Consider the following 13,544-nt stretch of genomic DNA (forward strand, 5'->3'; position numbering starts at 1 on the left):
TTAAGATCCCGCCCCATTCGCGAAGGATTCCGACCACTTGGAGTTGATGTCGCATCGGATGCTCGGCTTCGCCTTCGCCGGGGCCGACCTCCTGATGGAGATCGGCGCGGACGGGCGGATCGCGTTCGCGCTCGGCGCCAGCGAGACGCTGTCCGGCGAAGCCGAAGGCTCCCTGGTCGGACGCACCTGGCGGCAGTTCGTGGACGGTCGCGACCACGCGATGGTCGCGGCGCTGTTCGACGGCCTGGAGGCGGGGTCGCGGGCCGGGCCGCTGCTGGTCAGCCTGGCGACCGATCCTGCGAAAGCCCCGCGACGCGCCAGCCTCTCGGCGTTCCGACTGCCGCAGAACGACGGCGCCATCTCCTGCGCCCTCGCGCGCGCCGGCGGCGCGGCCGGCGAGGGCCTGCTGAGCCGCGCGGACTTCGAGGTGATGGCCGCCAAGCTGGCCGACGATCCGGGCCTGGAACTGGCGCTCGTGGAGCTCGCCGGCCTGTCCCAGGCGCTGGAGGCGGCCAACGACGACGAGCGTGGGGCGCTGACCGAGCAGCTCTCGGGCGTGCTGCGCTCGCTGGCCCATCGCGGCGAGGCGGCGACGGAGCTGGGCGAGGACCGCTTCGCGCTGGTGCGCGCCAAGGGCGACGACGCCCGGGGCCTGCAGGCGCGGCTGGCGAAGCTGATCAAGGCCCCGGTGGCCGCCGAGGCCGGGCTTGTCGCCATGAGCGGCGTCGACGGCTCGAAACAGGCCATCAAGGCCCTTCGCTTCGCCCTGAACAGCTTCGTGGAGGACGGCCTGAGCGCAGCCTGCCCCGAAAGCTTGGGTGCGGCGCTCGAAGGGGCGCTGGAAGGCGCGCTGGACGACGCCCGGGCGCTGGGCGCCACCATCCGCGAGCGGCAGTTCCGCCTGACCTACCAGCCCGTGGTGCGCCTGATGGACGGCCGCGTGAGCCATCATGAAGTCCTCGTGCGGTTCGGCGAGACGGCGAGCCCCTTCCCGACGATCCGGGCGGCCGAGGAGATGGACCTGATCGAGCCTCTGGACCTGGCGATCCTGGAGGAGGCGCTGGACGTGCTGGAGGCCCAGCCGAAGGTTTCGCTGGCGGTGAACATCTCGGGCCGCACGATCGGCTCGGACGCCTTCGTGGCCCGGGCCGAGGGGATGCTGAAGGCCCGACCCGGGATCAAGGACCGGCTGATCCTCGAGATCACCGAGAGCGCGGCCATCGACGACCTGGCCGCCGCCGATCGAAGGCTGCAAGCGTTGCGGGCCGCCGGCTGCGAGGTTTGCCTCGACGACTTCGGAGCCGGCGCGGCGTCGCTGGCCTATCTGCAGCAGCTCACCATCGACATCCTCAAGATCGACGGTCGCTACATCCGCGAGCTGCAGCACGGCGGCCGGGAGAGCACCTTCATCCGGCACCTCGTCAACATGTGCCGGGAGCTGGGCGTGAAGACGCTGGCGGAGATGGTCGAAACCGCCGAGGCCGAGCGCGCCGTCCGTCTGGCCGGGGTGGACTACGCCCAGGGCTGGTTCTACGGCGCCGCCGCCGACGAGCCGGAGACGCGTATCAAGCCGCCGGGCATGCGGCCGGCGCTCGCGCGGTAAGTCGATCACGAACTCGGGAACGGCGCCCGCGAAAACTCAGGCGTAGGGTTCTGCCATCGGGCGGCGTCGGCCAGCCCAGACTGGTCGTCGGCCGCCCATCATCGCGCCTTGGACGGGCTCGCACCCGGGGGACATCGGGAGCGTCCAAGACGCTCCTGATGCTGGGAGATGCGACCATGGCAATCCAGGAAAAGGGGTCCGTTCGGGCGCTCGCGCTCGTGGGCCCCACAAGCGCCGGCAAGACCGCCCTGATGGAGGCCTTGCTGCAGGCCACCGGCGCCGCCGACCGACGCGGCGAGGTGGGCGACAGCAGCCCCGAGGCCAAGGCCCGCGGCCATTCCGTCGAGCTGAACCTGGCGGGCTTCGACTTCATGGGCGACCGATACGTGGTCGTCGACTGCCCCGGATCACTGGAATTCTGCGCCGAGCTCGACGCCGCCCTGCCGGCGGTGGACCTGGCCGTCGTGGTGGCCGAGCCCGACCCGGCCAAGGCGGTGCTCCTGCAGCCGACGCTGCGGGAGCTGGAACGGCTGGGCGTGCCGCACGCGCTCTTCATCAACAAGATGGACCAGGCGCGCGGCAGCCTGCAGGAGCTGCTGGAGGCCCTGGCGCCCGTGTCGTCGGCCCCGCTGGTGGCGCGGCAGATCCCCACCTGGGACGGCGACAAGGTCTCGGGCTTCATCGACCTCGCGCTGGAGCGGTGCTTCGTCTATCGGCCGGGCGAGCCTTTGCAGGCGGAGATCCCCGAGGACCTGCGCGACGCCGAGGCCGAGGCCCGCTTCCACATGCTGGAGCAGATCGCCGACTTCGACGACGAGCTGCTGGAGCAGCTGCTCTCCGACGTCATGCCCACCCGCGACGCGGTGTTCGCCGACCTCGTGCGGGAGATGAACCAGGGCCTGATCGTGCCGGTGTTCTTCGGCTCGGCCGCCAACGGCTTCGGAGTCACCCGCCTGCTGAAGGCGCTGCGCCACGAGGCGCCGCCGACCTCGCAGGCCGCCGAGCGGATCGGCATCACCGAGGGCGCCTATGTGCTGAAGGCCGCCTACGCCGGGCAGTCCGGCAAGCTCGCCTATGCGCGGACGTTCGGGGCCAGACTGTCCGACGGCGCCGAGTTCGTGCTGCCCGACGGCCAGAAGCGCCGGGCGGGCGGGCTGTTCTCGGTGCAGGGCGCGGCGCTGAAGAAGATCGCGCAGGCGCCGGTTGGCGACATCTGCGCCATCGGCAAGGTCGAGGAGGCCCTCGCCGGCCAGATCCTGTCGACCACGGGCCAGCCACAGAGCGGGAAGGCCGACGGCAGGTCCAGGCGGCCGCTGTTCGCCGTGGCCCTGGTCGCCAGGAACCGCAACGACGACGTGCGGCTGTCGGGCGCGCTGTCGAAGCTGACCGAGGAGGATCGCGGCCTTTCGCTGACCCACGACCCCGAGGCGCGGCAGATCCTGCTGGCCGGCCAGGGCGAGGGCCATGTGCGGCTGGCGCTGGAGCGGCTGAAGCGCCGCTACGGCGTCGAGATCGACACCGAGCAGCCGAAGACGCCCTACCGCGAGACCCTGCGCCAGGCCGTCACCCAGCGGTCGCGGCACAAGAAGCAGTCGGGCGGCCACGGCCAGTTCGCCGACGTGACGATCGAAGCGAGACCCCTGCCCCGCGGGTCGGGCTTCGTCTTCGTCTCGAAGATCGTCGGCGGGGCGGTGCCCCGGCAGTGGGTGCCGGCGGTGGAGGACGGCGTCCGCGACGGCCTCGCCAAGGGCCCTTCCGGCTATCCGGTGACGGACCTCGAGGTGACGCTGATCGACGGCCAGACCCATAGCGTCGACTCCTCGGAAATGGCGTTCCGGACCGTCGGCCGCCTGGCCATCGAGGAGGCGATGAAGCAGGCCGGCACGACCCTGCTGGAGCCGATCGAGAAGCTGGTGGTCTATTCGCCCTCGCCGGCCGCCTCGAACGTCACCTCGGCGCTGACGGCCCGGCGCGGGCAGATCCTGGGCCTCGGGCCCCGGGAAGACTGGCGGGGCTGGGAGCGGATCGAGGCCTACCTGCCTCAGAGCGAGCGGCAGGACCTGATCGCCGAGCTCCGGGGCCTGACCCAGGGCCTCGGCGCCTTCGAGGCCGACTTCGACCACATGAGCGAACTGCACGGCCGGCTGGCCGAGGAAGCCGGCAAGCTGGCGCGCGAAGGGGCGTAAGGGGCGGGCCTCGCTCCTCCCCCGCGACGCGGGGGAGGTGTCAGCGAAGCTGACGGAGGGGGCGTTACGGCCGCAGTGCGCCGGCGACGCCCCCTCCACCACTTCGTGGTCCCCCTCCCCCGTTGCACGGGGGAGGAGCTAAGCTGCGACTCATGCATCTCGCCCAGCTCAGCTACCTCGTTCGCGATTACGACGAGGCGATCGCGTTCTTTGTCGGGAAGCTCGGCTTCGAGCTGGTGGAAGACACCGACATGGGCGGCGGCAAGCGCTGGGTGGTGGTGCGGCCGGCGGGCGGCCAGACGGGCCTGCTGCTGGCGAAGGCGACAGGCGACCAGGCCGACATGGTCGGCAAGCAGGCCGGCGGCCGCGTCTTCCTGTTCCTCGAGACGGACGACTTCGACCGCGACCATCGCAGGATGATCGCGGCCGGGGTGCGTTTCCGCGAGGCGCCGCGACGAGAGCCGTACGGGACCGTCGCGGTCTTCGAGGACCTCTACGGGATGGGCTGGGACCTTATTCAGCCGGCTCGGGCTGGGGGATAAGGGCGTCGTCGATCTCGACGGCGCGCTTGTCGGCCGGGCGCGCGGTGCAGCGGGCGACGTAGGCCTCGAACACCGGCCGCTTCTCGAGCGTGCCGAACTGCATGCCCCAGCCGAGGTGCGAGGCGATGTAGAGGTCGGCGGCCGTGAAGCTGTCGCCCACCAGGTACTCGCGGTCCTTCAGGGCGCCTTCGAGGGTGTCGAGGACGTCCTGCATGCTGCCGAAGCCGACCATCCCCTTCTGCTCCTCGTTCGGCTCGACGCCGAGGAACTTGGTGGAGACGGCCTGTTCGATCGGGCCTGCGCCGAAGAACAGCCAGCGGTAATAGGGGCCGCGCAGCTTGGAGCTGGGCGGCGGGGCCAGGCCCGCCTGCGGGAAGGCGTCGGCGAGATAGGCGATGATCGCAGCGCATTCGGTCACCACCACGCCGCCATGGACGATCGTCGGCACCTTGCCCATCGGATTGACCGCCAGGTACTCGGGGCTCTTGTTCTCGCCCCAGTTGACGATCTTCGTCGTATAGGGCTGGCCGACCTCCTCCAGCATCCAGCGGATGATCCGGCCACGGGACATGGGGTTCGTGTAGAAGACGAGTTCGTCGGACATCGGGGTCGCTCCATAAGCGGGGTTCGCCAACCGCACGCGATCCTACGCCCGGCTGCTGACAGGGGTTGTCAGCAGCGACCGGTTCCCGCCATTCCGCCGGAGCCAGGCCTCGGCGATCGCCAGGTTCGGAACCCACGACAGCCACGAGACCAGGACATAGGTCTGCATGAAGTCCAGGCCGAGCAGCGGGCCGATCGGCAGGTAGATGCGCAGGGTGACGGCGCCGAAGGTGAGCGCGAAGGAGCGGATCATCCAGCGCCGATGCTCGTCGAAGCGGCGGGCGCGCGCGGTGCGCCAGCCCTGGACGGTGACATGGATCCAGATGACGCCCAGCAGGCCGAAGCCCACGGTGGCGAGCGGGCCCGCAGTGGTGGTGGGCGCGAGTATGAGGGCCGCAACCCCGCCGACCAGACAGCCGGCGGCGTAGATGCGGCCAAGCCAGCGGTGCAGCGACGTCCTGCGGCGGACGCCCGGCAGGAACTGGAAGGCGCCGACCAGCAGGGCGGTCGACGCGCCGGCGGCGTGCACGGCGATCCAGGGCCTGGCCATGAGGTTCGCCATGACGTTGGGAGCCAGCAGGCCCGCGGAGATCACATAACGGTACGAGAACAGCGCCACGGCGACGCTCAGGAAGGCTGCGAGCCCCCAGGCGGTCTTGGCGAGAACGGTCTTCATCGATCGGCCCCTCTGGTCGAATGGAGGCGAACCTGCCGAGGTTTGCGGGCGTCGGAAGAGCCAAATCCGCGAACGGCGCCAATTCTGCGCGAACGGCGCCGGTGGCACAGTCGGGCTGTGAAGCGAGTCGCCTCCGCCCCCTCCCCGACCCTGGTCCGACATCTGGCGACGGAGCTTTCGCTGCTGGTGGCCGCGGGCATGGTGGTGGCGTTCCTCGGCCCCTACGAGACGGCGGAGCGGCCGCTCGCCGAGCGCATGGCCTACTGGCTGATCCTGATCGTCGGCGGCGGCCTGTTCGGCATCGCCATCGACGAGGCGGTGCGGCGGCGGCTGAACGGCTTCTGGCCCAGGCTGGCGGCGGTGAGCGTGCTGATGACGCCGCCGATCATGGGACTGGTGGTCATCGTGGCGCACCTGATGTTCGGCGCGCCCCTTGCGGTCTTCGACCTGCCCGGGCTGGCGTTCCAGGTCTATCTGCTGGCCATGGCCGTCACCGCGCTGCGCCAGCTCGTCCTGGCGAAGCTGGAGCCCGCCCCGGCCCCGGCGGGCGATGGACCCGACCCGACGCTCGTCTTCCGGCAGCGGCTGTCGGCCAAGCGGCGGACCGCGGCGCTGATCGCGGTCGAGGCCGAGGACCACTACCTGCGGGTCCACACCGATGCCGGCGCCGAGCTGGTGACGGCGCGGTTCGCCGACGCCCTGGCCGAGCTGTCGGAGGCGCCGGGCTTCCGGACGCACCGGTCATGGTGGGTGGCCGCGGACGCCATCGAGGACGTCCGCTGGCGCAGGGGCGCGGGCGAGGCGCGGCTGCGGGGCGGGCTCGTCGTCCCGGTCAGCCGCAGCCAGGCGCCGGCGCTGAAGGACGCCGGCTGGTTCTAGGCCCGCCCTCTAGGCTCTCTGGGCCGCCCAGTCGGCGATGTGCCGTTGCAGCACCGTCATGGGCATGTTGCCGTAGAGCAGCGCCGCGTCGTGGAAGTCGGCGATCTGGAACTTCGGGCCGAGCTTCTTGCGGGCGTCCTCGCGCACCTTCACCCAGACGGTGTGGCCGACCTTGTAGGTGTTGGCCTGGCCGGGACTGACGAAGTAGCGCTCCACCTCGCGCTGCGAGCGGGTCGCCGGATAGCCGATGGTGTCGACCATGTACTGGGTGGCCTGGGCGCGCGTCCAACGCTTGTGGTGGATGCCGGTGTCGACGACCAGGCGGGCGGCGCGGAACAGGAACGACTGCAGGTAGCCGGCGCGGCCCAGCGGGTCGTTCGCATAGACGCCCATCTCGTCGGCGACCTGCTCGGCGTAGAGCCCCCACCCCTCGGAATAGGCCGAGTTGCCGAAGCCGGTGCGGCGCAGGATCGGGATCGCCTTGTTCTCCTGGGCGATGGCGATCTGCATGTGATGGCCGGGCGCCGCCTCGTGATAGGTGAGCGTCGGCAGGTTGTAGCGGGGCCAGTCGGCGGTGGTCTTCAGGTTGATGTAGAAGGCGCCCGGCCGCGAGCCGTCGAGCGCCGGCGACTGGTAGTAGCCGTTGGACGCGCCGTCCTGGATGAACACCGGCACCCGGCGGACCTCCACCGGCGCCTTGGGCATGGTGCGGAAGGCCTTCGGCAGGTCCTTGTAGATGTCGGCGATCTGCTTGTTCAGGTCGGCCAGGATCTGGGCGCGGCCCTCGTCGGTGTTCGGATAGAGCTGCTTGGGGTCGTTGTTGAGCGCGGCGAGCCGCTGGCCGACCGTGCCCTGCGTCATGCCCTGCGACTTCAGGATGGCGTCGATCTGGGCGGTGTACTCGGCCACCTGGTCGAGGCCCATCTGATGGACCTGCTCCGGCGTGTAGTCGGTGGTGGTCGAGCTCTTCACCGCATCGGCATAGTAGGCCTCGCCGTCCGGCAGCGCCCAGGCGCCGGTGTCGGGCCGCGCCTTGCCCTTGAGGGCCTCCATGGCGGCGATCTGGCGGTCGAGCGCCGGGAACACCTCGGCCTGGACGATCTTCTCGGCGCGCGCGCCCCAGTCGCCGGGGATGCTGGCGTCCTTCGTCTTCTTGACCAGGGAGGTGACCAGCACCGTCTGGGCGGCCGGCTGATCGCGGAGCGCCTTCATCTGGCCGATGGCCAGCGGCACGGCGAACTCCGGCAGGACGGCGCCCATGGCCACGTCGTGGTTCAGGCGCTCCAGGTCCTGATCCATCTGCCGGGCGAAGGCGCGGATGCGCGACAGGTTCGCCTCGGCGTCCTGCGCATTGGCGACCTTGTGGCTGCTGTCGAGGAAGTCGGGGATGTCCTGGTACGAGCCGGTCCGCTGGCTGACCACGAACGGGCTGTAGTTTCGGCCGACGCTCCCGAACTTGTAGCGGTCGCCGGAATAGACCGCCCGCTCCTGGACGTAGAGGACCGTGTCGAGATCGATCTTCGCGCTGTCGGACAGCTTGGACCGGTCGATGGTCTTCAGCGCCTTCACCCAGCCGCGCGTCTGCTCGAGGCGACGAGCCTTGTCGGCCAGCGAGTTGTCGTCGAGCTCGGCCTTCAGCGCGGCGCGGCGGCCGTTGTCGAGGCCGAGCTGGGTGGCGAACTCGGGGCTTTCGTCGACCAGGGTCTCGAACATGGCATCGAGCTGGGCGCGGAGCCTGGCGTCTTCCAATCCTTGAGCGTGGCTGAGCGCCGGCGTGAGGACGGCGGCCGTCGAGGCGGCGAGGAAGTGACGGCGGTGAAGGGTCATCCTGGTTCTCCCATGCCCGTCATCCCGGACGGCCGAAGGCCGATCCGGGACCCAGGAGGTTCTGCAGTGCGCACGGCCCCTGGGTCCCGGCTATCCGCTTCGCTGCGGCCGGGATGACGGTGATCGTTATGCTTTGGACGCTGCGATGTGGCGGTCGACGACGCTTTCCAGCACGGTGAGCGGCATGGCGCCCGAGAGCAGGGCGGCGTCGTGGAACTTGCGGATGTCGAAGCGGCCGCCGAGGGCCGCCTTGGCCTTCTCGCGCAGGCGCAGCCAGGTGAGCTTGCCGACCATGTAGCTGCAGGCCTGGCCAGGCCAGACGCAGTAGCGCTCGATCTCGGTGGCGGCCGAGCTGGCCGGCGAGCCGTCGATGGAGGTCATGGTCGCGATCGCCTTCTCGCGGCTCCAGCGCATGTCGTGCAGGCCGGTGTCGACGACGAGGCGCGCCGCGCGGAACAGCGAGGCCTGGATCTGGCCCAGTTCGCCCAGCGGGTCGTCCTTGTAGACGCCCATCTCCAGCGCGACCTGCTCGGAATAGAGCGCCCAGCCCTCGGAGTAGGGCGAGAAGCCGGCGATGCGGCGGAGCATCGGCAGGTCGGCCTCCTGCTGCAGCGAGCGCTGCAGGTGATGGCCCGGGATCGCCTCGTGGTAGGTGAGCGTCTTGAGCGTCCAGCGCGGGTTCTCGGCGCTGTCGCGGAGATTGATCCAGTAGATGCCGGGCCGCGAGCCGTCGAGGGCTGGCCGGTTGTAGTAGCCGCCTGGGGCGCCGGCCTCGATGAACTTGGGCACCCGGCGGATCTCGACGGGGGCCTTCGGGAGCTGGCCGAACATCTGCGACAGGCGGGGCTGCATGTCGCGGACGAGCCGGTTCAGGTCGGCGATAAGCTGTTCCTTGGCCTCGTCGGTGTTCGGATAGAGCTGCTTCGGGTCCTTGAAGAGGTGCTGGATGCGCTCGCCGACCGACCCTTGGGTCAGGCCCTGGCCGCGCAGGATGACCTCGGCCCGGGCCGACAGCGCCTTGGCCTGCTCCAGGCCGAGCTCGTGGATCTCCTTGGGCGTCAGCGTCGTCGTGGTCGAGCTGCGGAGCGCGTCGCGGTAATAGGCCTCGCCGTCGGGCAGGCGCCAGCAGCCGGCGTCATGCACGGCCCTGGGCTGGAGCGACTTGAGGAGCGCGATCTGGCGGTCCAGGGCGGGGACCACCTTGTCGGAATAGATTTTCGCGGCGGGGGCGGCGTAGTCGCCGGGGACGCCCTTCTCCCTGGCCCGGGTGGCGACCGAGGTGACCAGCGGCGAGGCGGCCGGATCGACCTTCAGATTGCCCATCTGATGCAGCGCGCGCTCCAGCACGAAGTCGGGCGGGACGACGCCCAGGCCGACGTCCCGGCGGGCGCGCTCGGTCTCCTCGTCCATCACCGAGGCGAAGACTTCCAGGCGCGAGAGGTAGGCGTCGGCGTCGGCCTTGGTCTCGATGGTGTGCTGGGTGCCGAGGAAATCGGGGATGTCCTGATAGCTGCCGGTGAGCTGGGACAGGACGTAGGGCTGGCCGGCGCCGCCGTTGCCGTAGACGTACCGCCCGTTCGCCTCGTCGTTGGCGGCGGTGGTGAACATCACCGCGTCGTAGTGCGGGACCTCGTGGTCGCTGAGCTTGGCCCGGTCGATGGTCCTGAGCAGCTTGAGGTTGCGGGCGTTGCGAGCCTTGTCGGCCTCGAGGCTGGCGATGGACTGGGCGTCCAGCATCGCCTTCTGCTCGACCCGGCGGTCCTTGTGCAGGCCCAGGCGCGTCACCGTCTCGGGCGACTGGTTGAGGATCTCCTCGAAGATGTCGTCGAAGAGCACGCGGAGCCTGGCGTCCTCGGGCGTGCGGGTCTGCGCCCGCGCGAGGGCGGGCGCCATGGCCGCAGCGGCCGTGGCGGCGAGGAAGCTTCTGCGGTCCATCAGGCTTTGGTCCGGGCGATGTAGAGGTCGACGACGTTCTCCAGCGCGGTCAGCGGCATGGAGCCCGACAGCAGGACGGCGTCGTGGAACTTGCGCGGGTCGTACTTGGGCCCGAGTTCCTTCTTCGCCTTCTCGCGCAGGCGCAGGATCGTGACCTTGCCGACCATGTAGCTGCACGCCTGGCCCGGCCAGACCGAGTAGCGCTCGATCTCCTGGGCGGCGAGCGGCTCGGGATCGCCCTCGATGGCGCGCATCTCGGCGATGGCCTTCTCGCGCGTCCACTTGAGGTGGTGCAGGCCGGAGTCGGTGACGAGACGCGCCGAGCGCAGCAGGGCGTCGTGGATGTAGCCCAGCTCGTTCAGCGGCTCGCCCTTGTAGAGGCCCATCTCCTGGACGACCTGCTCGGAATAGAGCGCCCAGCCCTCGGCGTAAGCGCCGAAGCCCATGACCCGGCGGATCATCGGCAGGTCGGCTTCGAGCTGCATCGAGATCTGCATGTGATGGCCCGGCAGGCCCTCGTGGTAGGTCGTGGTCGGCAGGAACCAATACGGGCTCTCGGCCGTGTCGCGCAGGTTCAGCCAGTAGACGCCCGGGCGCGAGCCATCGAGGCTGGGCCCCTCGTAGTGGGTGGACGCGCCGCCCTCGGTGGCCGGCGGGATGCGCCGGATCTCCAGCGGCGCCTTGGGCAGCGTGCCGAACTGTTCCGGCAGTCGGGCGGTGATCGTCTTCACCACCTGATTGAGGTCGGCGATGATCCTGGCCTTGCCCTCGTCGGTGTTGGGATAGACGCCCTGTTTGCTCTCGTAGAGGGCGATGTAGCGCTCGCCGACGGTGCCCTTCGTATAGCCGAGCTGCTTGAAGAGGACGTCGGCCCGCGCCGACAGCTCGGCGGTCACGTCGCGGCCCAGCTTGTGCACCTCGTCCGGCGAGATGGCGGTGGTCGTCTGGGCCTTCAGCATGTGGGCGTAGTAGGCCTCGCCGTCCGTCAGCTTCCAGACGCCCGCGTCGTGGGTCGCGCGGGGCTTCAGGCTCTCCAGCAGCGCCATCTGGCGATCGAGGGCCGGGATCACCTTGCCCTCGTAGGCCTTCGTGGCGGCCGTCTGCCAATCGCCGGCGACGCCCTTAGCCTTGGCCTTGGTCACGAGCGAGGTGACGAGGGTCGACTTTTCGGCCGGCTGGCGCAGCACCTTCATGCCGGCCAGGGCGCCGTTGATGGCGAAGTCGGGCGGGATCACGCCCAGGCCCACGTCATGGCGGACGCGCTCGACCTCGGCGTCCATGTTGGCGGCGAAGGCCTCCAGGCGGGCGATGTAGGCCTCGGCGTCGGCGCGGGTCTCGACGGTGTGCTGGCTGTCGAGGAAGTCGGGCACCTCCTGCCAGGAGCCGCAGATCTGGGCGAGCACATAGGGGCTGCCGCCGGCTGGGTAGGCGAAGCGGCGGTTGCCCTCCTCGGTGGTCTCCAGCTCGAACAGCAGGGTGTCGTAGTTGACCGCGGCCATGCCCGAGAGCTGCTTGCGGTCGATCGCCTTCAGGCGACGGAGCTGGTCGGTGTTCTTGGCCTTCTGGCGCGCGATTTCGGCAAGGGAGGCGTCGTGCAGCCGGGCCTTGGCCGCCGCGCGCTCGCCCTTGTCGAGGCCGAGCGAGGTGACCAGCTCAGGGCTGTCGTCGAGCGTCTCCTTGAAGATCTCGTCCAGCAGGCGGGCGAGCTGGGCCTCGGCCCCGGAGGGCGCGGACTGGGCGTAGGCCCGGGTGGCGGCGAGCGCCGCGAGGCCCCCCGCGGCGATCATCAGCTGGCGTCGGTTGTGCACGCGCGCCTCCCCATTCTCGTAACCTGAGACGTGAAGGCTTAGAGGCCGCGGCGCCGACCGGGCAAGCGAACGCGCACGAAAGCGCGCATTAATTCCAGGTAATGCGGCATGACCTTGCCGCGCGCCCTAGGAAAAGCCGGTGGGATCGGCTGATATGCCCGCGCTCAAAGGCAAGGATTCCATCACGATGTTACGCGTTTCGGGGCTGGGACTGGCCGCCGTTCTTTCCGTATCGGTCGCGACGGGCGCACTCGCCCAGGTGACGCCGGCGCAGGCGGACAGGACCATCCAGCAGATTCGCAATTCGGCCGACTTCAAGGCCGCGATGGCGACGCTGGACGCGCAGCACGAGCGGATCGTCGCCGACACCATCGCGCTCACCGAGATCGAGGCGCCGCCCTTCAAGGAGGAGAAGCGCGCCCAGACCTACATCGAGATGCTGAAGGCCCACGGCCTAACCGACATCGAGATGGACGCCGAGGGCAACGTCATGGGCCTGCGCCGCGGGACCGGCCCAGCCGGCGGCAAGGTGGTGGTGATCGCCGCCCACCTCGACACCGTCTTTCCCGAAGGCACCAATGTGAAGGTCCGCCGCGAAGGCACCAAGCTCTTCGCGCCGGGCGTCGGCGACGACACCCACTCGCTGGCGGTGCTGCTGGGTTATATCCGGGCGCTGGACGCGGCCAAGATCAAGACCAAGCGCGACATCCTCTTCGTTGGCAACGTCGGCGAGGAAGGCCCCGGCGACCTGCGCGGCGTGCGGCACATCTTCACCAAGGGACGCTACAAGGACCGGGTCGCGGCCTTCTTCTCGATGGACGGGACCAGCCCCGACCGGGTGGTCTCGGGCGCCGTCGGCTCCAGGCGCTACCGCGTCACCTTCAAGGGCCCGGGCGGCCACAGCTATGGCGCGTTCGGCATCGTCAACCCGATGGCGGCCATGGGGAACGCCGTGGTGGCGATGAACAAGCTCGAGGTTCCGAAGACCCCGAAGACCACCTATGCGACGAGCGTGGTCGGCGGCGGCACCAGCGTGAACTCGATCCCCGAAGCGATCTGGCTGGAGGTCGACATGCGCTCTGAGAGCCCCGACGAGCTCGCCAAGGTGGACGCGAAGTTCAAGCAGATCGTCGACGAGGCGGTCGCCGCCGAGAACGCGGCGCGCTCGACCGCGCCCGGCAAGATCAGCGCCGAGGTCAAGCTGATCGGCGACCGGCCGACGGGCAAGACCCGCGAGGACGCCGAGATCGTGCAGATCACCTCCGCGGCGGTGCGGGCGGCGGGCTACCAGCCGATCCTGGGCGCGAGCTCGACCGACTCCAACATGCCGATCAGCCTGGGCATCCCGGCCGTCACCATCGGCTCGGGCGGCAAGGGCGGCCGGGCGCACGCGCCCGATGAGTGGATCGACGTGGCCAAGCCGGAGAGCCTGCGCGGCATGGGCGTGGGCCTGGCGGCGCTGATCGCCATGGCGAACCGCTAACG

10 protein-coding genes are annotated in these 13,544 nt (G+C 70.0%); 5 read left to right on the forward strand and 5 right to left on the reverse strand.

The annotated features are described in order from the left end of the window. The first annotated feature begins 46 nt into the window (after positions 1-46). From ACO2Q0_RS15625 to ACO2Q0_RS15635, 3 genes are all read left to right on the forward strand, one after another. On the forward strand, positions 47-1,603 hold the full coding sequence (locus ACO2Q0_RS15625) for an EAL domain-containing protein (protein WP_423352445.1): 1,557 nt from the start codon (positions 47-49) through the stop codon (positions 1,601-1,603). Positions 1,604-1,779: 176 nt separating this feature from the next. Next, on the forward strand, positions 1,780-3,789 hold the full coding sequence (locus ACO2Q0_RS15630; protein ID WP_423352446.1) for an elongation factor G: 2,010 nt from the start codon (positions 1,780-1,782) through the stop codon (positions 3,787-3,789). A gap of 152 nt (positions 3,790-3,941) precedes the next feature. Further along, positions 3,942-4,331, forward strand: coding sequence for a VOC family protein (locus ACO2Q0_RS15635; protein ID WP_423352447.1), 390 nt, complete (start codon positions 3,942-3,944; stop codon positions 4,329-4,331). On the opposite strand, the gene ACO2Q0_RS15640 is transcribed toward ACO2Q0_RS15635, so the two are convergent. Continuing rightward, a complete protein-coding gene (locus ACO2Q0_RS15640) occupies positions 4,303-4,935 on the reverse strand; it encodes a glutathione S-transferase family protein (protein WP_423352448.1) in 633 nt (210 codons plus the stop codon). The two genes, ACO2Q0_RS15635 and ACO2Q0_RS15640, sit on opposite strands and share 29 nt — an antisense overlap. 42 nt (positions 4,936-4,977) lie before the next feature. After that, positions 4,978-5,610 carry a DUF2306 domain-containing protein gene (locus ACO2Q0_RS15645; protein ID WP_423352449.1) on the reverse strand — a complete coding sequence of 211 codons (633 nt, stop codon included), beginning with the start codon at positions 5,608-5,610 and terminating at the stop codon, positions 4,978-4,980. Between the two features lie 117 nt (positions 5,611-5,727). Here ACO2Q0_RS15645 and ACO2Q0_RS15650 point away from each other — a divergent pair, with 117 nt between their 5' ends. Further along, the gene (locus tag ACO2Q0_RS15650) at positions 5,728-6,489 is read left to right on the forward strand and encodes a LytTR family DNA-binding domain-containing protein (protein ID WP_423352450.1); all 762 of its coding nucleotides are present in this window, start codon (positions 5,728-5,730) and stop codon (positions 6,487-6,489) included. Between the two features lie 9 nt (positions 6,490-6,498). Here the strand turns inward: ACO2Q0_RS15650 and ACO2Q0_RS15655 are convergent, their stop codons facing one another. The 3 genes from ACO2Q0_RS15655 to ACO2Q0_RS15665 all read right to left on the reverse strand — a co-directional run bounded on the left by ACO2Q0_RS15655 (position 6,499) and on the right by ACO2Q0_RS15665 (position 12,038). Then, positions 6,499-8,316 carry a DUF885 domain-containing protein gene (locus ACO2Q0_RS15655; protein WP_423352451.1) on the reverse strand — a complete coding sequence of 606 codons (1,818 nt, stop codon included), beginning with the start codon at positions 8,314-8,316 and terminating at the stop codon, positions 6,499-6,501. Between the two features lie 126 nt (positions 8,317-8,442). Continuing rightward, the gene (locus ACO2Q0_RS15660; RefSeq protein ID WP_423352452.1) at positions 8,443-10,251 is read right to left on the reverse strand and encodes a DUF885 domain-containing protein; all 1,809 of its coding nucleotides are present in this window, start codon (positions 10,249-10,251) and stop codon (positions 8,443-8,445) included. Next, on the reverse strand, positions 10,251-12,038 hold the full coding sequence (locus tag ACO2Q0_RS15665) for a DUF885 domain-containing protein (protein ID WP_423352840.1): 1,788 nt from the start codon (positions 12,036-12,038) through the stop codon (positions 10,251-10,253). The genes ACO2Q0_RS15660 and ACO2Q0_RS15665 overlap by 1 nt, the downstream gene beginning before the upstream one ends. A 208-nt stretch (positions 12,039-12,246) precedes the next feature. On the opposite strand from ACO2Q0_RS15665, the gene ACO2Q0_RS15670 reads away from it, so the two are divergent. Beyond that, positions 12,247-13,542 carry a M20/M25/M40 family metallo-hydrolase gene (locus ACO2Q0_RS15670; protein ID WP_423352453.1) on the forward strand — a complete coding sequence of 432 codons (1,296 nt, stop codon included), beginning with the start codon at positions 12,247-12,249 and terminating at the stop codon, positions 13,540-13,542. Positions 13,543-13,544 lie beyond the last annotated feature (2 nt).

It is taken from the genome of Phenylobacterium sp. VNQ135, from assembly GCF_049445735.1.
In the GTDB taxonomy this organism is placed as follows: Bacteria; Pseudomonadota; Alphaproteobacteria; order Caulobacterales; family Caulobacteraceae; genus Phenylobacterium.